Origin of the sequence: Adhaeribacter swui (assembly GCF_014217805.1) — a bacterium.
GTDB lineage: Bacteria > Bacteroidota > Bacteroidia > Cytophagales > Hymenobacteraceae > Adhaeribacter > Adhaeribacter swui.
Genome location: NZ_CP055156.1, coordinates 1,608,083 through 1,629,007 on the forward strand (window position 1 = coordinate 1,608,083; position 20,925 = coordinate 1,629,007).

20 protein-coding genes are annotated in these 20,925 nt (G+C 41.6%); 10 read left to right on the forward strand and 10 right to left on the reverse strand.

The genetic code is table 11. The features are described 5' to 3' along the window. Positions 1-20: 20 nt before the first annotated feature. From HUW51_RS07440 to gloA2, 3 genes are all read right to left on the reverse strand, one after another. The gene (locus HUW51_RS07440; protein ID WP_185273345.1) at positions 21-980 is read right to left on the reverse strand and encodes a YihY/virulence factor BrkB family protein; all 960 of its coding nucleotides are present in this window, start codon (positions 978-980) and stop codon (positions 21-23) included. A gap of 233 nt (positions 981-1,213) precedes the next feature. Then, entirely contained in the window at positions 1,214-2,995 is a 1,782-nt protein-coding gene (locus HUW51_RS07445) for a DUF885 domain-containing protein (RefSeq protein ID WP_185273346.1), read from the reverse strand. 152 nt (positions 2,996-3,147) lie between these two features. Continuing rightward, on the reverse strand, positions 3,148-3,534 hold the full coding sequence (gloA2, locus tag HUW51_RS07450; RefSeq protein WP_185273347.1) for an SMU1112c/YaeR family gloxylase I-like metalloprotein: 387 nt from the start codon (positions 3,532-3,534) through the stop codon (positions 3,148-3,150). Between the two features lie 206 nt (positions 3,535-3,740). Here gloA2 and HUW51_RS07455 point away from each other — a divergent pair, with 206 nt between their 5' ends. From HUW51_RS07455 to HUW51_RS07465, 3 genes are all read left to right on the forward strand, one after another. Next, positions 3,741-4,019 (forward strand): hypothetical protein, encoded by a 279-nt coding sequence (locus HUW51_RS07455; protein WP_185273348.1) that lies wholly within the window; start codon positions 3,741-3,743, stop codon positions 4,017-4,019. Between the two features lie 274 nt (positions 4,020-4,293). Continuing rightward, positions 4,294-5,025 carry an LPS export ABC transporter ATP-binding protein gene (gene lptB, locus HUW51_RS07460; RefSeq protein ID WP_185273349.1) on the forward strand — a complete coding sequence of 244 codons (732 nt, stop codon included), beginning with the start codon at positions 4,294-4,296 and terminating at the stop codon, positions 5,023-5,025. A gap of 91 nt (positions 5,026-5,116) precedes the next feature. Beyond that, entirely contained in the window at positions 5,117-6,628 is a 1,512-nt protein-coding gene (locus tag HUW51_RS07465; RefSeq protein ID WP_185273350.1) for a GH3 auxin-responsive promoter family protein, read from the forward strand. Between the two features lie 87 nt (positions 6,629-6,715). Here HUW51_RS07465 and HUW51_RS07470 read toward each other — a convergent pair whose 3' ends face one another. The 3 genes from HUW51_RS07470 to gltX form a co-directional block, all read right to left on the reverse strand. Continuing rightward, positions 6,716-7,480: a TIGR00266 family protein gene (locus HUW51_RS07470; RefSeq protein WP_185273351.1), complete on the reverse strand. Its 765-nt coding sequence runs from the start codon at positions 7,478-7,480 to the stop codon at positions 6,716-6,718. Between the two features lie 75 nt (positions 7,481-7,555). Further along, positions 7,556-7,870: a hypothetical protein gene (locus HUW51_RS07475; protein ID WP_185273352.1), complete on the reverse strand. Its 315-nt coding sequence runs from the start codon at positions 7,868-7,870 to the stop codon at positions 7,556-7,558. A gap of 267 nt (positions 7,871-8,137) precedes the next feature. Next, positions 8,138-9,676 carry a glutamate--tRNA ligase gene (gene gltX, locus HUW51_RS07480; RefSeq protein ID WP_185273353.1) on the reverse strand — a complete coding sequence of 513 codons (1,539 nt, stop codon included), beginning with the start codon at positions 9,674-9,676 and terminating at the stop codon, positions 8,138-8,140. 224 nt (positions 9,677-9,900) lie between these two features. Between gltX and HUW51_RS07485 the strand changes: the two genes are divergently transcribed. After that, positions 9,901-10,863, forward strand: coding sequence for a YihY/virulence factor BrkB family protein (locus HUW51_RS07485; RefSeq protein WP_185273354.1), 963 nt, complete (start codon positions 9,901-9,903; stop codon positions 10,861-10,863). 43 nt (positions 10,864-10,906) lie between these two features. On the opposite strand, the gene HUW51_RS07490 is transcribed toward HUW51_RS07485, so the two are convergent. The 4 genes from HUW51_RS07490 to HUW51_RS07505 form a co-directional block, all read right to left on the reverse strand. Beyond that, entirely contained in the window at positions 10,907-11,293 is a 387-nt protein-coding gene (locus HUW51_RS07490) for a RidA family protein (protein WP_185273355.1), read from the reverse strand. A gap of 232 nt (positions 11,294-11,525) precedes the next feature. Continuing rightward, complete coding sequence (gene glmS / locus HUW51_RS07495) at positions 11,526-13,361, reverse strand: glutamine--fructose-6-phosphate transaminase (isomerizing) (protein WP_185273356.1); 1,836 nt, start codon at positions 13,359-13,361, stop codon at positions 11,526-11,528. A gap of 51 nt (positions 13,362-13,412) precedes the next feature. Continuing rightward, positions 13,413-14,819, reverse strand: a complete 1,407-nt coding sequence (locus HUW51_RS07500; RefSeq protein ID WP_185273357.1) for a DUF4270 family protein — start codon at positions 14,817-14,819, stop codon at positions 13,413-13,415. Then, positions 14,803-15,621, reverse strand: coding sequence for a glycogen/starch synthase (locus HUW51_RS07505; protein WP_185273358.1), 819 nt, complete (start codon positions 15,619-15,621; stop codon positions 14,803-14,805). Before HUW51_RS07505 ends, HUW51_RS07500 begins: the two co-directional genes overlap by 17 nt. Positions 15,622-15,762: 141 nt before the next feature. Between HUW51_RS07505 and panC the strand changes: the two genes are divergently transcribed. The 6 genes from panC (at position 15,763) to HUW51_RS07535 (ending at position 20,832) form a co-directional block, all read left to right on the forward strand. Continuing rightward, positions 15,763-16,611 carry a pantoate--beta-alanine ligase gene (gene panC / locus HUW51_RS07510; protein ID WP_185273359.1) on the forward strand — a complete coding sequence of 283 codons (849 nt, stop codon included), beginning with the start codon at positions 15,763-15,765 and terminating at the stop codon, positions 16,609-16,611. Between the two features lie 109 nt (positions 16,612-16,720). After that, a complete protein-coding gene (gene panD, locus HUW51_RS07515; RefSeq protein WP_185273360.1) occupies positions 16,721-17,068 on the forward strand; it encodes an aspartate 1-decarboxylase in 348 nt (115 codons plus the stop codon). 16 nt (positions 17,069-17,084) lie between these two features. Next, positions 17,085-18,140: a lysylphosphatidylglycerol synthase transmembrane domain-containing protein gene (locus tag HUW51_RS07520; RefSeq protein WP_185273361.1), complete on the forward strand. Its 1,056-nt coding sequence runs from the start codon at positions 17,085-17,087 to the stop codon at positions 18,138-18,140. Beyond that, on the forward strand, positions 18,121-18,615 hold the full coding sequence (rfaE2, locus tag HUW51_RS07525; protein ID WP_185273362.1) for a D-glycero-beta-D-manno-heptose 1-phosphate adenylyltransferase: 495 nt from the start codon (positions 18,121-18,123) through the stop codon (positions 18,613-18,615). The genes HUW51_RS07520 and rfaE2 overlap by 20 nt, the downstream gene beginning before the upstream one ends. A 6-nt stretch (positions 18,616-18,621) precedes the next feature. Then, on the forward strand, positions 18,622-19,302 hold the full coding sequence (locus HUW51_RS07530; protein WP_185273363.1) for a zinc metallopeptidase: 681 nt from the start codon (positions 18,622-18,624) through the stop codon (positions 19,300-19,302). A gap of 390 nt (positions 19,303-19,692) precedes the next feature. Continuing rightward, positions 19,693-20,832 (forward strand): acyl-CoA dehydrogenase, encoded by a 1,140-nt coding sequence (locus tag HUW51_RS07535; protein WP_185273364.1) that lies wholly within the window; start codon positions 19,693-19,695, stop codon positions 20,830-20,832. Positions 20,833-20,925 lie beyond the last annotated feature (93 nt).

Genomic DNA, 20,925 nt, shown 5'->3' on the forward strand with positions numbered 1-20,925 from the left:
AATTATTAAAAAGCAAATATTTAAAAAATTGTCCCCTGGTTTTGTTTTGCAGCGTACTTGGGAGTTATCGGTACTTTTTGTCCGCGCGGGCGGTAGCGTAAAACAAACGCTTTGGGCCGGATTTTAAAAGCGGCATAGTGGGCGTAGGATTTGGTAAAACTCGCGCCATAGAACATGAGCATGGCCGAATAAAAAACAAAAAGCATTAAAATTAAAACAAAAGCTGATGGGCCGTAAATCGGACCCAAATTACTGTGCAGCAACAACCGGCCTAGTACTAATTTACCAAACGTAAATAACATACTGGTAAAAAAGGCGCCTACCCAAACGGGCCGCCAAGGAATCCGGATATCGGGCAAATATTTAAAAGTAATGGCAAACCAGGCCGTTACAATAGCGTACGATACCAGCGCATTTCCTACCCGGATTACTTCTAAGCCACGGCCGGGTAAAGCCTCAAACAAAGTTCCGCCTAAGTAACTAAACGCCGACTCCGCCATTAAGGTAACTACAAACAATACTCCGGTAAAAATTATTAATCCTAAAGCAATTAAGCGGGTTTTAAAAATATGCCTTAAAGTACTGCTTTTGCGGGGGCGTATATTCCAGAGTTGGTTAAGAGAGCTTTTTACGACAATAAACAGCGTAGTAGCCACAAAAATTAAAAACAGCATGCCTAAAGTGGCATAATACCCGTTCGGCGGGATGTGCTGAATATTATCGAGAACTTTGCTTAACTGGCCGGAGCCGCCGCGGTAACCCAACAAACTTTGCACCTGATCAATTAAACGGTTACTGATAATTTCGGAGCTGTATAATAAGCCCAGAAAATTGATGAGTAACACCAAAATAGGCGGTAAAGCAAAAGTGGTAAAAAAAGCCGTTGATGCCCCTAAGCGGAGTGGATCGTTTTTCCGGAACTCGCGAAAGGCATCTTTTAACAGAAACTGAACAACCTTTAGTTTTTGGCGAAGCTGCATCCTAAGCCGGGTACGTAAATTGGGGCGTATAAAGATGAAAGTACCTAATGAAAATTTCTTCTATTTTAAATTTTATTCTTTTAGTTCAATTATTAAAACTTGTTTTATGCAAAATGGCTGATTTACAAAAGATAAGCGAGCTAAAAATTTAAAAATTCTACTTTAAGTTCTTCGGTTCTTTAAATTTTTAGCTCGCTCCATCTTACTAGTTATAGCCGCAAACAGAGCTCAAATTATTGCTTTGCTGCCCAGGCGTTCATCTTGGTTTCGAGCACTTGCAAAGGCATACTGCCATCCTGCAAAACCGCATCGTGAAAGTTGCTCAGGTTAAATTTACTACCTAGTTCTTGGGTGTATTTCTGGCGGAGTTCTTTAATTTTTAATTCTCCGGTTTTATACGACAGCGCCTGGCCCGGAATGGCCATGTAGCGTTCAATTTCAGCAATAATACCTTCTTCCGATAAAGCTTCGTTGTCTTTAGAAAACTGAATCGCTTGTTCTCGGGTCCAGCCTTTGCTGTGCATGCCGGCATCTACCACCAGGCGCACGGCCCGGTGCATTTCGGCGCCTAATCTACCAAAATACTGGTACGGGTCGGTGTATAAGCCAAGCTCTTTGCCTAAGCTTTCGGTGTATAAAGCCCAACCTTCTACGTAAGCGCCGTAGCCGCCAAAACGCCGGAACTGCGGCAAATCCTCGTTTTCTTGTTGCAGCGATATTTGGTAATGATGCCCCGGAATAGCTTCGTGCAAAAATAAAGATTCCATGCGGGTGCTGTTGTACTGCGTTGGCTCCAGAATAGGCACGTAGAAAATACCCGGACGGGAGCCATCCGGCGCCGGGGAATTGTATTCGGCACTAGCCGAGGCTTCCCGGAAAGCTTCGGTTTGGCGTACTTCAAACTTAGAATTTGGTACTTGGCCGAATAGTTTCTTTAGCTGCGGTTGCATGCGTTCGTGAATTTGATTGTAACCAGCCAGCACCTCGGCATCGGTTTTATAAGGCATAAACCTCTTGTCGGATTTTACATACTCAAAAAATGCTTTTAAATCGCCTTTAAAACCCACCTGATTTTTTACCTGCTCCATCTCCGCCCGGATTCGTTTTACTTCTTGCTGCCCAATTTCAAAAATTTGTTCCGGCGTTTGGGTGGTAGTGGTATAATACCGCACCAGGTAGTTGTAATATTTATCGCCATTAGGTACGGCTTGAATACCGCTGCTGCTTCTGGATTTAGGCAGATACTCGGTTTGCAAAAAATCGTGCAACTTTTTGTAGGTAGGGGTTACTTTGGTTTCAATAGCTTCGGCGTAAGCAGCCGTTATTTTCTTTTTATCCGCATCGCTGAAATCTTTTGGTAAGTTGTTGATTGGGCCGTAGAACAAACTTTTTTTAGGGTCGGTAACTACCATGGCGGCAAATTGCGGCAGCACTTTTTGCGTTAAGGCTTTGGGCAAAACCCAGCCAGTTTGCATTCCACGGCGCATGTTGGCAATGGCCGTATCGGCCCACACTTCAAATCCAGCAATGCGTTTTATAAAATTTTCGTAGTCTTTTACGGTTTTAAACGGATGAATACCCGCGCCGGAACCTAATTGCCCCAAAGTAATGGGTAAACTGTAAAATTGATTAATCGGCATGAGGTGCTCCGGAAACGTAAGCTGCTCCAGATTTAACTGCATATCGCGCTTAAAAATCTGGTAACTTAATTTTTCCTGATCGTTTAAGGTCGCACTATCCAGACTTTGCACCTCATTTAAATATTGATTATAAAAGTTTTTAAGTTTAGTCCGGTGCGCTACCGAAATATCGTTGGGTAATTGGTCGTCGTACCGGTGATCGGCGATAGCCGTAGCTTCCAGGGGGAAGAGTTTTAGCCGGTCTTCGTAGTAATTTTTTAAAATTTGATCAAGGTTGTTATTACCTGTAGTAGTCCCAGCACCGCTTTCCTGCTGTTTTTGGTTACAAGCCCAAGTAAAAACAAGTAACAAGCATAAATATGTTAATTTCTTCATAATATAGATTAAGATGTAAGCTTATAAGTATTGAAAGCGACGAGTACGCAGCCGACTTTTTAAATTTTTACAATTCCAGCAAATCAATAAACATAACTATTACTTAAATAAACCCACTTAAAGCACTAAACCACGGCTAATTCTGCAAGCTTTTATTCTTCATACAACTCCAGGGGCAATCCATCCGGGTCGGCGAAAAAGGTAAAACGTTTGTTTGTTAAACTATCTATCCGGATTGGTTCGCAAACTACTTGGTGCTGGGTTAAGTGCTGGATGCAAGCCTCTAAATCGGGCACCGCAAAGGCCAAATGGCGCAAACCTTGTGCCTCGGGGTTGTTCACGCGTTTTGGCGGATTAGGAAAAGAAAATAACTCGATCTGGTAAGTATCGCCTACGGCTAAATCCAATTTATACGAGTTGCGCTCGGCCCGGTAAGTTTCCTGAATAATGGGTAAACCCAAAATATGCACGTAAAAATTTTTGGAGCGCTCATAATCCGAGCAAATTAGGGCTATATGATGAATACGTTGAAAAAACACCGGAATTTTATAGTTTAATGTTAAATTTTTTGGCTACGAAATAGGTATAACCCATCAAAAAAAATGGGTATAAAATAGCTTAGGTGTAAAAATTAAAAAATTTTAAAAAAATAATCCGCTTATCAGCATATTTATATATTAACCTTAGGAAGTTGGTATAATTATCGCATATTTTAAATTACTTCTTGGCTGTTCTATTCTAAATTATGTTGTTTTCTAGTTTTATTACCACGGTTTGCGGACAGACTTTTCAGATTGATAAATTTGAACAGTTAGCGGTTGGCATTTTTCAATCTGAAAATATTTTAAAAAATCAGGTGGAAGCTCCGGATACTTTTGCCGTTTACTATACTACGTCTAACAAGTATTTGCTCGAAAAAACCACTTTTAAACCGGAAGATATTTCTTTAGAAACCAGCTACCAGGTCCTCACCGAAACCCAAGCCGCCAGGTACCTGGCAAACTGCCTGCACGACATTAGTTAAAATTTCATTTTTTAAAAAACCACAGCGCTGTAATAGCTGTATTTTTAACCTCTAATAAACCAAAATAAATTAGCTTCATAGGCCGGCAATAAATATACGCTAATCTAAAATATATTTTATTTTCGGCGGTTTACTATTATTATACAACTGGTCTTTACCGGGCAAAATTTTTTATGCCCTGTTAAGCCTGGCTATACGTATAGGCTAAATTTATATTGGAAGTAAAGTAATAGCCTCTTACCTACTTCTGCTTTAATTCTGTAATTTTGAAGGAATGATACTGAAAGCTGAGCACCTGGTAAAAAAATATAAATCCCGAACGGTGGTAAACGACGTGTCGGTGGAAGTAAACCAAGGAGAGATTGTGGGTTTGTTGGGCCCCAATGGCGCCGGAAAAACTACTTCGTTTTATATGATTGTAGGTTTGGTGAAACCGAACTTAGGCAAAATTTACTTAGAAAACGAAGAAATTACGACGCTGCCCATGTACCGGCGGGCAAAAAAAGGCGTTGGTTACTTAGCGCAGGAAGCTTCGGTTTTCCGGGACCTTACCGTGGAAGAAAACATTATGGCGGTGCTGGAAATGACGAATAAGCCCAAGCAGGAACAGCGCGATAAAGTAGAAGCTTTATTGGATGAGTTTTCGCTAACCCACGTGCGCAAGAATAAAGGCATCGTATTATCCGGGGGCGAGCGCCGGCGCACCGAAATTGCCCGGGCCTTAGCCGTAGATCCTAAATTTGTGTTGCTCGACGAACCTTTTGCTGGCGTAGACCCCATTGCCGTAGAAGAAATTCAATCGATTGTAGCCAAACTTAAAACCAAAAATATCGGCATCCTCATCACCGACCATAACGTAAACGAAACGCTTTCCATCGTGGACCGGGCTTATTTGCTTTTCGAAGGTAAAATTTTAAAATCTGGTACCGCCGAAGAATTGGCCGCTGATGAGCAAGTGCGCCGGGTTTACTTAGGCAAGCATTTTGAGCTGAAAAGAAAAATTTAAAATTTTTATTAGCTGGTTGTTGTGGCTTTACATAATCTATAACGTACCACTACTCATCCGTTAACTCTAACCTTTAACTTAAAACCAATACATGGAAATAATAAATTCGATCATGACCTGGGTCATGAAAAAGCGTATTCACCAAATTGACCTTTTTCGTAAGTACCCGCACGATGTTCAGAATGAGTTATTTTCTAATTTACTCGATAAAGCCAAAAACACCGACTGGGGAAAAAACTACGGGTATGCCGATATAACTACCGTTGACGCGTTTAAGCAACGGGTACCTGTATCTACCTACGAAAATTTATTCCCTTATATCGAGCGTGTAATTAAAGGCGAACAAAATGTTTTGTGGCCTACTACCATTTCGTGGTTTGCTAAGTCGTCGGGCACTACCAATGCCCGCAGCAAATACATCCCGGTATCGCCGGAGTCTTTAGAAGATTGTCATTACAAAGGCGGCAAAGATATGCTTTCTATTTACGCCAATTTATATCCGGATACCCGGGTTTTTAGCGGTAAAAGTTTATCTATCGGGGGCAGCTTACGCGAAAACGAGCATAACCCCAAAACGTATTGTGGCGATGTATCGGCGGTAATTATGCGCAACTTGCCGGTATGGGCCGAAGCCATACGCACGCCCCCACTAAAAGTAGCTTTAATGGACAAGTGGGAAGAAAAAATTGAGGCCATGGCCGAAATTACCGCTAAAGAAAATGTGACCAGCATTAGCGGAGTACCCACCTGGACTTATGTACTCTTAAACCGTATTCTGGAACTTACCGGTAAAACTAACATTCTGGAAGTATGGCCCAACCTGGAACTGTTTGCGCACGGCGCGGTAGCATTTGGCCCTTACCGCGAATTATTTAAAAAACTAATTCCTTCGGAGCAAATGCATTATTTAGAAATTTATAATGCTTCGGAGGGATTTTTTGGCATTCAAGACCAGGCCGGCACCCACGACGAAATGCTTCTGATGCTGGATTATGGGGTGTATTACGAGTTTATTCCGGCCGAAGAATTTGAAGCGGAGCACCCCCAAACGCTTACCCTGGACCAAGTGGAGCTGGATAAAAATTATGCCTTGGTTATTTCTACTAACGCGGGTTTGTGGCGCTATAAAATTGGCGACACCATTAAATTTACGAGCCTGGATCCGTACCGCATTAAAATTTCGGGCCGCACCAAGCACTTTATTAACGCCTTTGGCGAAGAATTAATCATAGAAAATGCCGAAACGGCTATTATCACGGCTTGTCAAAAAACGGGGGCTATCATTTCTAATTTTACGGCGGCCCCGGTATACTTTGAAGGTAAAAGCCGCGGTGGGCACGAATGGATTATTGAATTTGCGCAAGAGCCGGATAATCTGGCCACTTTTACCTATGTACTGGATACTACCCTGCGTGAAGTAAACTCCGACTACGATGCCAAACGGCAAAACGATTTAGCATTGGTTGCCCCGGCCATTAAGATAGCGCCACCGGGCACTTTCCTGGAGTGGTTACGCACCAAAGGCAAATTGGGCGGACAAAATAAAGTACCTCGTTTAAGCAACTCCCGCGAGTATTTAGAAGAAATTTTAGAGTTGATTTAATATCTAAAAAATAAAAAATTTAAAAAAATAGCGCTGCCAGATACATAAAATTGGCCGCGCTATTTTTTTAAATTTTTATCTTGACTCTTACTCTAGAAAGCTACTTAGCAAACCGCCTTCTTTGTTTGTATTTTGCCCATGTGGCATTAAGGCTTCGATTAATTTTTTAATTGGCATAGACTGTAGCCAAACCCGGCCGGTACCCCGCAGTGTGGCCAAAAATATGCCTTCACCCCCAAATACCATGGATTTTAAACCACCGGAACGTTCCACGCTAAAATCAATGCCGTTTTCAAAAGCCACTACGCAGCCAGTGTCAACCCGTAGGGTTTCGTTATTTAATTGTTTTTCGATGACGGTACCACCCGCATGAATAAAAGCTAAGCCATCGCCGGTCAGGCGTTGCAAAATAAAACCTTCGCCCCCGAAAAAGCCGGATCCTAACTTCTGATTAAAATGAATCTGAATTTTGGTACCTAATGCAGCGGCCAGAAAACCATCTTTTTGCACGATAATACCATTATAAGAACGGCTTAAATCAATAGGAATAATGGTACCTGGGTAAGGTGCCGAAAATCCTACGCGGGTTTTCGGATTACGGCCCCGATGCGTAAAATGCGTCATAAAGAGCGATTCGCCGGTAATAAACCGAGAACCGGCCGATAATAATTTGCCAAAAAAACCTTGTTCCGGCTCCGAGCCATCTCCCATTTTGGTTTCAAAGGTTATTCCGTCTTCCATAAACACCATTGCTCCGGCTTCCGCAATTACGGTTTCGTTTTGGTCGAGCTCTACTTCTAAAACCTGGATATCGTTGCCATAAATACGGTAATCTATTTCGTGCGATCTCATCGTTACATTTTTTAAAATTAACGCCGGAAAGTAACTACTTTAATTTCGATTTCACAAAGCCCGAAACAGGAAGGATTATTTTCTTTTCGATTTTTTGGGAACATCTTCCTCATCCGGGTTGTCTAAATCAGCCGAAGCGTTTGGCAGAAAATCATCGTCGTTTTCTTCTCCCTCCTCATCTGATTGCTCGATGGGGTACAGATCGTCTTCGTCTTTGCCTTGGGTGTGCACTAACTTTTTGTCCCGCACATTTTTATCCAGAAAATCATTTATCCGATCGATATCGTAGTTGGAACTGATTTCGCCCAGCGGATTTATTTTTATTTCAAAGCCTTCCAGATCTTTATGTACCCGGGCTTTTTTCTCGGTATTATTTTTCTTTTTCGACATAGTTGTAACTTAAAAACCTTCTGTTTCATAAAACTTGCTTATCCTAGAACGCAAAAAATGCCAACAGGGATGTTTTAAGTTTACTTACGCTCTTTAGATTATCCTACAAATAGCTCATGCAACTAAAAATTTTTTAAATTTCTTCTAGTTGCCAGCTTAATAACTGCCGGACAAACAAAAAAACGCCCTTTAAGTTTATGTAACTCAAAGGGCGTTCTCAGGAAATTTTAAAATTTAAAAATTTATTCTTCGCTGTAAAAAGCTTATCTAAACAGCATAGGGCTGTAGTTTCGTAATAGCGGCATTTATCCGGGCGGCTGTTTCATCGGGGCCAATTACTTCAATAATCGCCATTAAATCGGGGCCTGCTTCTAAGCCCGTAATAGCCAACCGAAGCGCTTGCATTACCTGCCCGATTTTTTTACCGTGCAGCTCCAGTACTTGCGTTAACAAATCTTTCACGTTATCGGCGGTAAAATCAGCAATAGAACCTAATTGATTTTTAAAATCTTCGAATACCGCTACCACAGAGCTGTTCCACTTTTTGCTGGCTACCTGTTCGTTGTACTGCTGAGGAGCTACAAAAAAGTAAGAAGCTTCGCGCCAGAAATCCTGCGGAAAAGTTACGCGCTCCTTCATTACGCTGGATATTTTGGTAGCTTTTTGCAAGGAACATGCAATCTGGTGTTCTTCTAAAGCAGCAATTAAGTATTGCGCCAATTCTTCATCGGGTTTAGCGCGTAAATACTGTTCGTTAAACCAACGAGCCTTGTTAATATCAAAGCGGGTGCCCGATTTACCAATGCGTTCAATCGAAAAAGCATCAATGAGTTCATCCATGGTAAATAGCTCTTGCTGCGTGCCCGGGTTCCAGCCTAAGAATGCTAAAAAGTTAACAAAAGCTTCGGGTAAGTAACCGCTTTCGCGGTACCCGCTCGATTTTTCGTTAGTAAAAGGATCCATCCACTGCAATGGAAATACCGGAAAGCCTAATTTATCGCCGTCGCGTTTACTTAATTTGCCATTGCCATCGGGCTTTAATAATAAAGGCAAATGCGCAAACTCCGGCATGGTGCTTTCCCAGCCCAAGTACCGGTACAGCAATACGTGCAAAGGCGCCGAAGGCAACCATTCTTCGCCCCGGATTACGTGGGTAATTTCCATTAAATGGTCATCCACAATGTTAGCCAAATGGTACGTTGGCATGCCATCTGATTTCATTAAAACTTTATCATCAATTGCTGATGAGTGCACCACTACCCAACCCCGGATTAAATCTTTTAATCGAATTTCTTCTTTCCGCGGCACTTTTAACCGGATTACGTAAGGCTCGCCGCTGGCTAAACGCTGCTTTACCTCATCTTCGGGTAAAGTAAGCGAATTCTTCATGGTAGTGCGGGTAATGGCATTATACTGGGGAGTAGCTACTTTGGCGGCTTTTAAGCGCTCCCGCATAGCATCTAACTCTTCGGCGGTATCAAAGGCATAATACGCGTGCCCGGCCTCTACTAATTGCAAGGCATATTGCATGTACATGGGTTTCCGCTCAGATTGGCGATACGGCGCGTGTGGGCCACCTACTAACGGGCTCTCGTCTAACTGAATGCCACACCAGGCTAACGATTCAAAAATATAATTTTCAGCGCCGGGCACAAACCGGTTCTGGTCGGTATCTTCAATGCGTAACAGCATTTTACCGCCCATTTTTCTGGCAAATAAATAATTATATAATGCTGTCCGGACACCCCCTATGTGCAGTGGCCCAGTTGGACTGGGAGCAAATCGTACTCTTACTTCTCTTTCCATAATTTACAACTACGCTTTTTACCAAGCGTTTAAAATCGGCCGCAATTTACTAAACAGTTCTTGGATTTACTTGATTTTTAGCTTTTCCAATTTTAATCTCCGGAAATATGCTTAGTAAAATTTATTGGATTTACTTTTCGCCTTCCGGATTAAACCTAACGCGTTATATGCGTATTATTATCTATAAACCTTATCTTAACTTCCTCTAAATTAAAAGCCTAGCCGTGAAACTTCCTTACCAGAATGTATTTATAAGTATCTGGCATTTGCTGCGCGAAACATTTCTGGAGTTTCTGGATAACAATTCTTTTGACCGGGGCGCTGCTTTAGCCTATTATACGGTATTTGCTCTGCCACCAATACTCATTATCATGATTAATTCGGTGGGAGCCTTGTTTGGTAAAGATGCCGTAAGCGGGGAAATATACTTTGAGGTAAAAGAGCTAATTGGTTCGCAGGGCGCTTACGAAGTACAAAAAATAGTAGAGAATATTAGTAAGTCCGGCGAAATTACTTTCACTACCATTGTGGGTGTAATTGCGCTTTTGCTGGCTGCTACCGGTTTGTTTATTTCCATGCAAGATGCCCTGAATGTTATCTGGGGCGTTAAGCCTAAACCCCGCAATCAATATTTTAAATTATTACTCGACCGGGTAATGTCGTTTGCCATGATCCTCAGCTTTACCTTCATATTGTTGGTTTCTTTAGTGGCGCAAGCGGTACTTTCCAAAGTCGGTAATTATTTAATGCAACTGCTGGACCAAACGGCAGTAATTCTTTTGCAGATGTTTAATGAAACATTCTCGTTAGCCGTAGTAGCGTTTATTTTCGCTATGATTTTTAAATTTTTACCTGACGTAAAGATTCAATGGCGCGACGTTTGGGTTGGCGCCATTGTTACTTCTATTTTATTTGCTTTAGGTAGGTTTGTAATCGGGTTTTATTTGGGTAACAGCAATTACGCCAATGTGTACGGAGCAGCGGGTACCGTTGTAATAATATTGGTTTGGGTGTTTTACTCTTCCCAGATACTTTTCTTCGGAGCCGTTTTTACCCTGGTATTTTCGCGAAAGTACGGTTCTAATATCTATCCGTCGCCTTATGCTGTTCGGGTAATCCGGCAGGAAGTAGAAGCGGGCAAAACAGCCGTTAACGTTGAACCGGGCAAATTTGAGACACCCGAGTAATGCTTAGCTGTAAGTTTAAGTGGTAAACCGTTATTTTTAAAACTTAAGCAGATTTTACGGCTATACACGAAATCTCAACGTTTACATCTTTCGGTAAACGGCTAACTTCCACTGTTTCGCGGGCCGGTGGCATATGGGGAAAATAGCTCCCATAAACGGCATTAATCCGGGCAAAGTTATTCAGGTCTTTTACAAAGATGGAGCACTTTACCACGTCTTTAAACTCTAACCCGGCTTCCTGCAAAATGGCTAGTAAATTCTTCATTACCTGGTGAGTTTCAGCCTCAATATCATCCGAAATTAAGTTACCGGTTGTTGACTCCAGCGCTATTTGCCCGGATACATACAACACATTATCCGCCATAATAGCCTGGCTATAAGGCCCGATTGGCGCTGGAGCATGAGTAGAATTTATTATTAAGTTAGCCATAAAGCAAAGTTAGTATTTTTTATATAAACCGAATTATCTGCAAATATGCGCATAAATATTTGGGTTCTTTTAATACCCAGTGTAACTAAGTTGCCATTTATGCTACTTAATAAACCTTAAACCTATATTACTCCGCTAAGAATTTTTCAACTGCTTTGTTTAAACCACCTGGGTATAAATAAAAAAGAGCCTGAAGCGGCTCTTTTTTATTTATGTAAATTTTTTTAATTTTTTACTCTACCGTTACTGATTTGGCTAAGTTACGCGGTTGATCAACGTTACAGCCGCGCATTACCGCAATATGGTAAGAAAGTAACTGCAACGGAATTACCGAAAGTAGTGGTGTTAAAGCTTCGTGGGTATCTGGCACTTCAATTACAAATTCGGCCATTTCCGGAATTACGGTATCTCCTTCGGTTACAATAGCAATAATCCGGCCTTTGCGCGCTTTAACTTCCTGAATATTCGATACAATTTTCTCGTACGAAGAATCCTTTGTCGCAATTACTACCACCGGCATGTTAGCATCAATTAAGGCAATAGGGCCGTGCTTCATTTCGGCCGCTGGATAGCCTTCAGCGTGGATGTAGGAAATCTCTTTTAATTTTAAAGCTCCTTCTAAAGCAACCGGGAAATTAAAGCCCCGGCCTAAGTACAGGAAGTTGGCCGCATCTTTAAAAATTTCAGAAATAACTTTAATTTCAGTATCCAGTTGCAAGGCTCGTTCTACTTTGGCCGGTATTTGCTCCATCTCCATCATTAACTGGCGCAGCATTGAAGTTTCAACGGTACCTCGCTTCTCAGCAATCATCATGGATAACAGCGTTAATACAGTTACCTGGGCAGTAAAGGCTTTGGTACTGGCAACACCAATCTCTGGTCCGGCGTGGGTGTAAGCCCCGGCATCGGTTGCACGGGCAATAGAAGAACCTACTACGTTACATACCCCAAAAATCATAGCGCCTTTGGATTTAGCTAACTCAATGGCGGCTAAAGTGTCGGCGGTTTCCCCGGATTGGGAAATAGCAATTACAATATCCCCTTCTTTAATAATCGGGTTACGGTACCGGAACTCCGAAGCATACTCTACTTCTACGGGTACCCGGGCAAATTCCTCAATCAAATATTCGGCTACTAAACCCGCGTGCCACGAAGTACCACAGGCAACAATTATTATCCGATCGGCATTTTTAAATTTATTTTCGAACTCGATTACGCTGGCCATTACTAAATGGCTGGTTTCGGCTACTAACCGGCCGCGCATGCTATCCAGAATAGAACGAGGCTGTTCAAAAATTTCTTTCAGCATAAAGTGCGGGTATCCTCCTTTTTCAATAGACTCCAGCTCTAATTCCAGCTTTTGAATGTAAGGAGTTTGGGCCACATCTTCCCGGGTACGAATTTCTAGCTTTCCATCGCGGATTACGGCTAATTCGTAATCGTTCAGGTAAACTACTTCATTGGTATATTCAATAATGGGGGTAGCATCGGAGGCTAAGAAAAACTCATCCTTCCCTACGCCAATTACCAGCGGGCTACCTTTACGGGCAGCTATTAATTGATTGGGTGAATCGTGGGAGATAACCACAATAGCGTAGGCACCTACTACTTCGTGCAAGGCTAAACGCACGGCTTCCGCTAAAGAGATATTATTGTTTTCGCGAATATCTTCAATAAGATTAATAAATACTTCCGAGTCGGTATCGCTATGAAATTCGTAGCCCTTATTTTTTAAATGTTGTTTAAGCGAGCTATAATTTTCAATAATACCATTGTGGATTATCGCAATCTTTTTAGAACTGGAATAATGCGGGTGCGCATTTACATCATTTGGTTCACCGTGGGTAGCCCAACGCGTATGCCCCATACCAATGTGGCTATGCGTATCCTTATCCGAGATGTAGCTTTCGAGTTCGCTAACTTTTCCTTTCTTCTTGTAAACGTTCAGGTTCCCGTTTAGTAAAGCGATGCCGGCACTATCATAACCACGATACTCCAGGCGCTTTAAACCTTTAATGATAATGGGACAGGCTTCCCGGTGCCCAACATATGCTACAATGCCGCACATAAAAGTATATATTAAAATATTAGAAATTAATCATTTAAGGAAAGGAATCTATTAGTTTGTTTTAGAAAAGTAAAGGCGCAGCTTCATGCCGTTAGCTCCACTGGTTTGCAAAATGGAAGAATAAAGACCGGTTGCTTCCTGCACCGTACTACCGTTAACATTTAAAGTTCCGGTGCGGGAGGTTGGCACTAACAATAAGCTCGTGCTCATATTGCCCCCATAAACCGACGGTTTATTATAAATAACATCCTGAACGTACTTTGTAATGTTAATAATGTACGCTTTTTTATCTTTGTTGTAACGGATAGCCGCAGCTTGTACAGCATTATCCCCACGCGAGATAGTTTCCAGCGGGTCTTCCACTATAACCCGGGGTAACCTGTTTGATTTTAAAATCCGGTTCGTTGCATTAGTTTCTACTAGGTAAGCCGCCGGAGAAGGTAAATAAAAAGGCACTTCTTTTACCGGAATAATCAACTCGGCCCGGTTTACTGCTACATCAATCTCATTTAATTTTTCTCTAAATTGGGCGAGATAAGGGAAAGTAATTTTTGTAACAATACCAGTACTTTCCTGCAGATAAGCTTCCCCACCTGTTGCGGTGGCAGGTAGCGCATCGCCGGATTTTGTTAACGAAGCCAGGGCACTACCGGTTAAATCATGATTAATTTGATTTAACCGATCGTAAGTACCATTAATATCCAGATCGTATTTCTGTTTTTTATTATCAGGAGAAGTATAATAAATACGGAGATACGTACTATCGGCATCGGGTGCAAAGCCTAAAGCCAATTTAGTATTGGCTCCCGGACTAAGGACAATTCCTTTAAAGGTTTTGGCAAACTCCGCAGCATTACTTAAAGTAGCCGTAGGCAAACTCATAATGCGTTGACCTAATTCATTATCTAATGTAACCCGGACTGGTATGGAAGTTTTAGTTACCGTACCAGACGAAGCAGTTTTAGAGTTAGTACTTTTGGGTTTAGGAACAAAAGTAGCCGACCCTAATAGGTTAGGTAATGCTTCAATATTATTATTGTTGTTTGTATAATAAGTAGCATCCGCCCGGAAAAGAGTAGCCAGTTCCCGTACCTCCAGTGTATAATTCTGGGTTGTATCTCCGTAATAATCATTATAATCCAGCATCAATACCACAGAGTCCAGGCTGCTGTTAGCTGTTATGCTACCGGCAGTAGGCCGGATAGTTAAATACGACTGGGCGACAGTAGTACCAAACTTTTCGGTACTAATTGATCCCGCCAAAAAATTCCCTCTTTGATAACCAATTATAGAATCATTGGCTAACACCGTTGAAGCCGTAATACTTACCGAATCGGTAAATGCGGCCTCAATGGGTTTACCATCATAAGTAGTACCTAAATCATTTGAATCATCGCAGGAAAACAAAGAAATAAGGGATAATACCAGAAGAGTAGGTCGCTTAATTAGCCAATTCATTATAGAGATTGTAGTAAGAATCTAAGAAATTTTCGTCAGATGAGTCTATCTGGTTAATGGGTTTAGTGCTGCAAAACTCTTTGAACAACGCATTAATGTTTTCGCTAAAGTTTTCTTCGTGCGATTTAGAAACCAAGTCTGCATATTCCATACCAACTTTAACAAATCCGCCAAAATCAGCGGTTTTCAAATGCGTTAGCATGTCGTCCTCGATATCCAGCATTTTTACTTTTTCTAACAAATCGCCTTCAAATTTGTAATCAAATTCGTTGTTATAAACCGTAAAAATAGATTTAGCATCTTTAAAGATAGGGTCCTTTTTGTAAGTGGTTTTTAAATACATAGGTATCAAACCGGTCATCCAATCGTTGCAATGCACAATATCCGGCGACCAGCCTAATTTTTTAACGGTTTCCAGCACCCCTTTACAGAAGAAGATCGCACGCTCGTCATTATCTGTATGGAATTTATTGTCTTTATCAACTAAAACTGATTTCCGGTGAAAATAGTCTTCGTTATCTATAAAATATACCTGTAACTTTGCATTCGGAATAGAAGCAACTTTGATAATAAGCGGCTTTTCTTCTTCCCCTACGGCAATGTTAATACCAGACAATCGTACCACTTCGTGCAACCGATTTTTACGCTCGTTAATTAATCCAAACCTCGGAACGAAAATCCGAATCTCCATTCCGCGTTCCTGCATACCCTGGGGCAACATCCTTAAAAACTCAGAAACCTGGGTTGTTTGCAAAAACGGATTAATTTCTGTGGCAGCGTACAAAATGCGTAGTTTTGACATGGGTTTTGGCTAGTTTAATTAATGTGAATAATTGGCAACACTATTCGGCAGCACAAAATTACAAAAATTTTATCATATTTTCAATTTATTTACTTAAAACTTAAGCTTACCAGTTTTTCAGCTAAACATTCTCAAGAATTAATGCAAGTAATTACGCATCTCTCAGAAATTAAAAATATTACAGATAACCTGCGGGCATCCGGAAAAATTATTGGTTTGGTGCCTACAATGGGAGCCTTACACGCTGGCCATCTGGCACTATTGCGCGCTGCTGTTCAGCATAATACCGTTACTATTTGCAGCATTTTTGTAAACCCCATTCAGTTTAACAACCCCGAAGATTACCGCTTATATCCTAAAACTGTGGATCTGGATTTAGCTTTGTTGCAGGAAAATAATTGCGACATTGTGTTTATGCCCCTGGCATCGGAAATGTACGAGCACCCCGCAGTGTTAAAGTTTAATTTTGGTGCTTTGGAGCAGGTAATGGAAGGCTTTTACCGGCCGGGCCATTTTAACGGGGTAGCTACAGTAGTTAGTAAATTATTTCACCTGATTAAGCCTCACCGGGCTTATTTTGGCCAGAAAGATTTGCAGCAATTTGCCATTATCAGGCAATTAGTCCGGGACTTAAGCTTTGATTTAGAACTAGTATGCCACAGTATAGTACGCGAACCCGATGGTTTGGCCATGTCTTCCCGCAATCAGCGCTTATCGCCTGCCTCGCGTCAATTGGCTCCGCAGCTTTACGAAGCGCTTCAGCAAGCCGCCGGTTTGATTAAAGGCAAACAAATGCCCCTGCAGGAAATTAAATCGCAAGTAAACACGTTCTTACAAAAATACCCGGCCATAAAACTGGAGTATTTTGAGATAGTAGATGCGGAGACATTACAGCCCATTGTAGATTTTGTGAAGCCCTTGGCTTTATGCCTGGCCGCTTACCTGGGCGATGTACGTTTGATTGATAATATTGTGCTGGACCCGCAATAAGGTAGTAACACCCCTAACAACAGACTCTTTAAACCCTTGGCTTAGCTCTTTGTTATAAGATAGTACAAAATTACCTACCTTTGCCCTCCAATTTTAAAAAATTTTAAAAATGTTAATAGAAGTTTTAAAATCAAAAATTCATCGTGTAAAAGTCACCCAAGCCGAACTCCATTACGTGGGCAGCATTACCATTGATGAAGATTTGATTGATGCCGCTAATTTAGTGGAAAATGAAAAAGTACAAATAGTAAATATTAACAACGGCGAGCGTTTCGAAACCTATATAATTAAAGGTGAACGCGGTACCGGCGTAGTTTGCCTGAATGGCCCGGCAGCCCGAAAAGTACAGGTAGGCGACATTGTAATTGTAATTTCTTATTGCCAGATTGATTTCTTGGAAGCAAAAACGCACCAACCTACCCTTATTTTCCCGGATCAAAATAACCGGTTAGTTTAACAGTAGTAATTCTTGCATGAAAACTCTGGTTACCCTTGGTAAATATATTTTGTTAGTTGGCCTATCTGTGTTACTTATGTGGTATGCCTTAAAGGGTATTGATTTTACTTTAGTATGGAAACAGTTACAACACGTTAATTATTTCTGGATTGGCGTTTCGCTATTGTTGGCCTTGGCCGGTTATTGGAGCCGGGCTTATCGCTGGAAAATGCAGCTGGAACCTTTAGGTTATCACCTGAAAGCCATCGAAACTTACCACGCCATGATGGTGGGGTACCTGGCCAATTTAGTATTACCCCGGGCCGGCGAAGTTATCCGTTGCAGCATTTTACGTAAAACCAGCAATGTAACCGTTAAAGCTTCTTTTGGCACCGTTATTACCGAACGGCTACTGGATATGCTCATGCTGCTGCTTTTAACCGGAGCCGCCTTCCTGATTGAATTTGATCGTATTCATGCTTTCTTTTGGAATATGTTTTCGAGTAAAGTAGCTGGTTATGGTACTAAAAGCGATTGGATATTACGACTGGGAGGGGCTTTTCTATTAGTTATTTTACTGGGAACAATTTTATTTTACATCTTCCGGGAAAAATTAAAAAAAAATGCCTTATACCTTAAAATTAAAGGTTTTATACAAGGAGTTGCTGCAGGTATTTTTAGCATTTTAAAATTAAGGAATAAAGCTGTTTTTATTGCGCACACGCTCTTTGTTTGGCTTACTTACTTTTTAACGGGTTACGTAGGCTTTTTGGCTCTTCCGGGTACCACTGATTTAAGTTTGGGCGCTGCTTTGTCGGTGTTGGTAGTGGGTAGTTTAGGCATGAGCGCTCCGGTGCAGGGCGGGATAGGCGTATTTCATATCATGGTTCGTTCTACCTTATTACTATATAGCTTGCCTAAAGAAACCGGCATGGCGTATGCCTTGGTAACGCATACTTCACAAACATTATTCGTGGTGTTATTGGGCGGTATTAGTTTTGTAGTAAGTATGTTTCAGCGGACACGCATTAAACCAGAACCGGCACTGGAACCAGAACTAAAATCAGTAGCGTATGACAAACTCCCAAAATAAAATTTTTAAAAATTTACCTGATGCTTTAGCCGTAATTAACCAATGGCGCGCCGCCGGCGATAAAATTGTTTTTACCAATGGGTGCTTTGATATCCTTCATTTAGGCCACGTAGACTACCTCGAAAAAGCCCGCCAATTAGGCAATAAATTAGTATTAGGTTTAAATACAGATAGTTCTATTTGTCGTTTAAAAGGCCCGGAGCGTCCACTTCAAGACGAAATGTCACGGGCGCGTATTATGGCATCCTTGTTGTTTGTTGATATGGTAATCTTGTTTGCGGAAGATACCCCTTATGAGCTAATCGCAGCAATACAACCAGATATTCTGGTGAAAGGCGATGATTATGCCATCGAAAATATTGTGGGGCATGATATCGTTATGAAAAACGGAGGAACCGTAAAAACGATTGAACTCGTAAAAGGGTATTCGACCACACGAATTGTCGAGAAAATAAAACAACAAATTAAAAGTTAATAGAAAATGGGTGGAATATATTTAATAGCCATATTGGTAATGTTGGTTAGCTTATTTGTAAGCTGGCGACTTAAAAGTAAATTTGCGCAATATTCTCAGATTGGATTACACTCGGGCTTAAGTGGCCGTGAGATTGCCGAGATGATGTTGGCTGATTATAACATCCGGGATGTACGGGTAATTTCTACTGAAGGCCAATTAACGGACCATTATAACCCGGCTGATAAAACCGTGAACTTAAGCGAAGGTGTTTACGCTTCGCGGAGTGCCGCAGCTGCAGCAGTGGCTGCGCACGAATGCGGACACGCCGTACAACACGCTACTGCTTATAGCATGCTTAAATTCCGTTCTGCCATGGTGCCGGCTTTAAGTGTTGCTTCGCGGTACATGCAATGGATTATCTTGATTGGTATTTTCATGATCCAGACGACTATTATACCATTAGCCATTGGGGTAGCGCTGTTTGCCTTAACCACCTTATTTAGCTTTATTACCTTGCCGGTGGAGTTTGATGCCAGCAGACGGGCCTTAGCCTGGATGGACCGCCGGGGAGTAGTAACCACCCAGGAACACGCCATGGCCAAAGATTCTTTAAAATGGGCTGCTTTAACTTACGTAGTAGCTGCCCTGGGTTCTTTAGCTACCTTACTGTATTATGTTTCGCTTTTAATGGGCCGTCGCGATTAAGCACCTACCCTCTAAATTTTTAAAATATTTTAATTTTAATGCCTCTGCTTTGCAAAGCAGGGGCATTTTTGTTTTAGCAACTTATCAATCCACCCTGTTTCTAACGCTATACCGCTTTTATATAATTAACCTATAGTTTTGTTGAGAACTTCCGTTACAAATAGTTTATAAATTTTAAATAAAAGGTATGCATGCATATTAGTTTTGCGTTTTACGTATAGTATATTTAAATACTTAACCTCGGCTATATGCTAAATAAAACGTAATAGTAATTAGTGGGTGCGTTAAGTCAATTGTTTTACTAAAAGCCCGTAGTTTAGCCATATAGGGGCATTACTTCATATAACTTCATATAACTTCATATAACTTCATATAACCTCATAAAGCAAAATGGATTTCAGATTAACCGAAGAACAATTAGCTGTGCAAGAAGCGGCTCGTGATTTTGCCCAAACCGAATTATTACCGGGAGTTATTGAACGCGACGAGGAGCAAAAATTTCCGGCGGAGCAAATAAAAAAAATGGGCGAGCTTGGCTTCCTGGGCATGATGGTAGACCCCAAATACAGCGGTGGTGGCATGGATACCGTTTCATACGTACTGGCCATGGAAGAAATCTCGAAGGTAGATGCCTCGGCATCGGTGGTAATGTCGGTGAACAACTCGCTGGTATGCTGGGGCCTGGAAAAATACGGCACCGAAGAACAAAAGCAAAAATACCTGCACAAGCTAGCTACCGGCGAAATTATTGGTGCCTTCTGCTTATCAGAACCCGAAGCTGGTTCTGATGCTACCATGCAACGTACCACTGCCGTTGATTATGGGGATTATTATCTTCTTAATGGTACCAAAAACTGGATTACGAACGGCAGCACTGCTACGGTTTACCTGGTAATTGCCCAAACTTACCCCGAAAAGCGGCACAAAGGCATTAATGCGTTTATAGTGGAGCGGGACACACCGGGTTTTGTGGTTGGCAAAAAAGAAAACAAATTGGGCATACGTGGTTCGGATACGCATTCTTTAATGTTTACCGATGTAAAAGTGCCCAAAGAGAACCACATCGGCGAAGACGGATTTGGATTTAAGTTTGCCATGAGCGTATTAAATGGGGGCCGCATTGGAATAGCTGCCCAAGCTTTAGGAATTGCTTCCGGAGCTTACGAGTTATCCGTTAAATACGCGAAAGAACGCAAAGCCTTTGGAGTTGAAATTGCTAAACACCAGGCCATTCAGTTTAAGTTAGCCGATATGGCTACCAACATAGAAGCAGCCCGGCTACTTTGCCTGCAAGCGGCCAGCGACAAAGATGCCGGACGAGATTACGCCAAATCTGGCGCTATGGCAAAATTGTTTTCTTCTAAGGTAGCCATGGACACCACTGTTGAAGCCGTGCAGGTACATGGCGGCTATGGTTTTGTGAAAGAATATCACGTAGAACGGCTCATGCGCGATGCCAAAATTACCCAAATCTACGAAGGCACTTCAGAGATCCAGAAAATAGTAATATCAAGAGAGCTACTTAAATAACAGAATACTGCTATGTTGAAATAGTACTGTTCAAAAATAATATATCGATTAATTGGCGTATAATAATTTTTCAATTAATTTTGACTTTTTAAA

Excerpts from the sequence above, each read along its gene's own strand:
- HUW51_RS07440 (WP_185273345.1), bottom strand. The coding sequence starts at position 980 with ATGCAGCTTCGCCAAAAACTAAAGGTTGTTCAGTTTCTGTTAAAAGAT.
- HUW51_RS07445 (WP_185273346.1), bottom strand. The coding sequence starts at position 2,995 with ATGAAGAAATTAACATATTTATGCTTGTTACTTGTTTTTACTTGGGCT.
- HUW51_RS07455 (WP_185273348.1), top strand. The coding sequence starts at position 3,741 with ATGTTGTTTTCTAGTTTTATTACCACGGTTTGCGGACAGACTTTTCAG.
- lptB (WP_185273349.1), top strand. The coding sequence starts at position 4,294 with ATGATACTGAAAGCTGAGCACCTGGTAAAAAAATATAAATCCCGAACG.
- HUW51_RS07465 (WP_185273350.1), top strand. The coding sequence starts at position 5,117 with ATGGAAATAATAAATTCGATCATGACCTGGGTCATGAAAAAGCGTATT.
- HUW51_RS07470 (WP_185273351.1), bottom strand. The coding sequence starts at position 7,480 with ATGAGATCGCACGAAATAGATTACCGTATTTATGGCAACGATATCCAG.
- HUW51_RS07475 (WP_185273352.1), bottom strand. The coding sequence starts at position 7,870 with ATGTCGAAAAAGAAAAATAATACCGAGAAAAAAGCCCGGGTACATAAA.
- gltX (WP_185273353.1), bottom strand. The coding sequence starts at position 9,676 with ATGGAAAGAGAAGTAAGAGTACGATTTGCTCCCAGTCCAACTGGGCCA.
- HUW51_RS07490 (WP_185273355.1), bottom strand. The coding sequence starts at position 11,293 with ATGGCTAACTTAATAATAAATTCTACTCATGCTCCAGCGCCAATCGGG.
- glmS (WP_185273356.1), bottom strand. The coding sequence starts at position 13,361 with ATGTGCGGCATTGTAGCATATGTTGGGCACCGGGAAGCCTGTCCCATT.
- HUW51_RS07500 (WP_185273357.1), bottom strand. The coding sequence starts at position 14,819 with ATGAATTGGCTAATTAAGCGACCTACTCTTCTGGTATTATCCCTTATT.
- HUW51_RS07505 (WP_185273358.1), bottom strand. The coding sequence starts at position 15,621 with ATGTCAAAACTACGCATTTTGTACGCTGCCACAGAAATTAATCCGTTT.
- panC (WP_185273359.1), top strand. The coding sequence starts at position 15,763 with ATGCAAGTAATTACGCATCTCTCAGAAATTAAAAATATTACAGATAAC.
- panD (WP_185273360.1), top strand. The coding sequence starts at position 16,721 with ATGTTAATAGAAGTTTTAAAATCAAAAATTCATCGTGTAAAAGTCACC.
- HUW51_RS07520 (WP_185273361.1), top strand. The coding sequence starts at position 17,085 with ATGAAAACTCTGGTTACCCTTGGTAAATATATTTTGTTAGTTGGCCTA.
- rfaE2 (WP_185273362.1), top strand. The coding sequence starts at position 18,121 with ATGACAAACTCCCAAAATAAAATTTTTAAAAATTTACCTGATGCTTTA.
- HUW51_RS07530 (WP_185273363.1), top strand. The coding sequence starts at position 18,622 with ATGGGTGGAATATATTTAATAGCCATATTGGTAATGTTGGTTAGCTTA.
- HUW51_RS07535 (WP_185273364.1), top strand. The coding sequence starts at position 19,693 with ATGGATTTCAGATTAACCGAAGAACAATTAGCTGTGCAAGAAGCGGCT.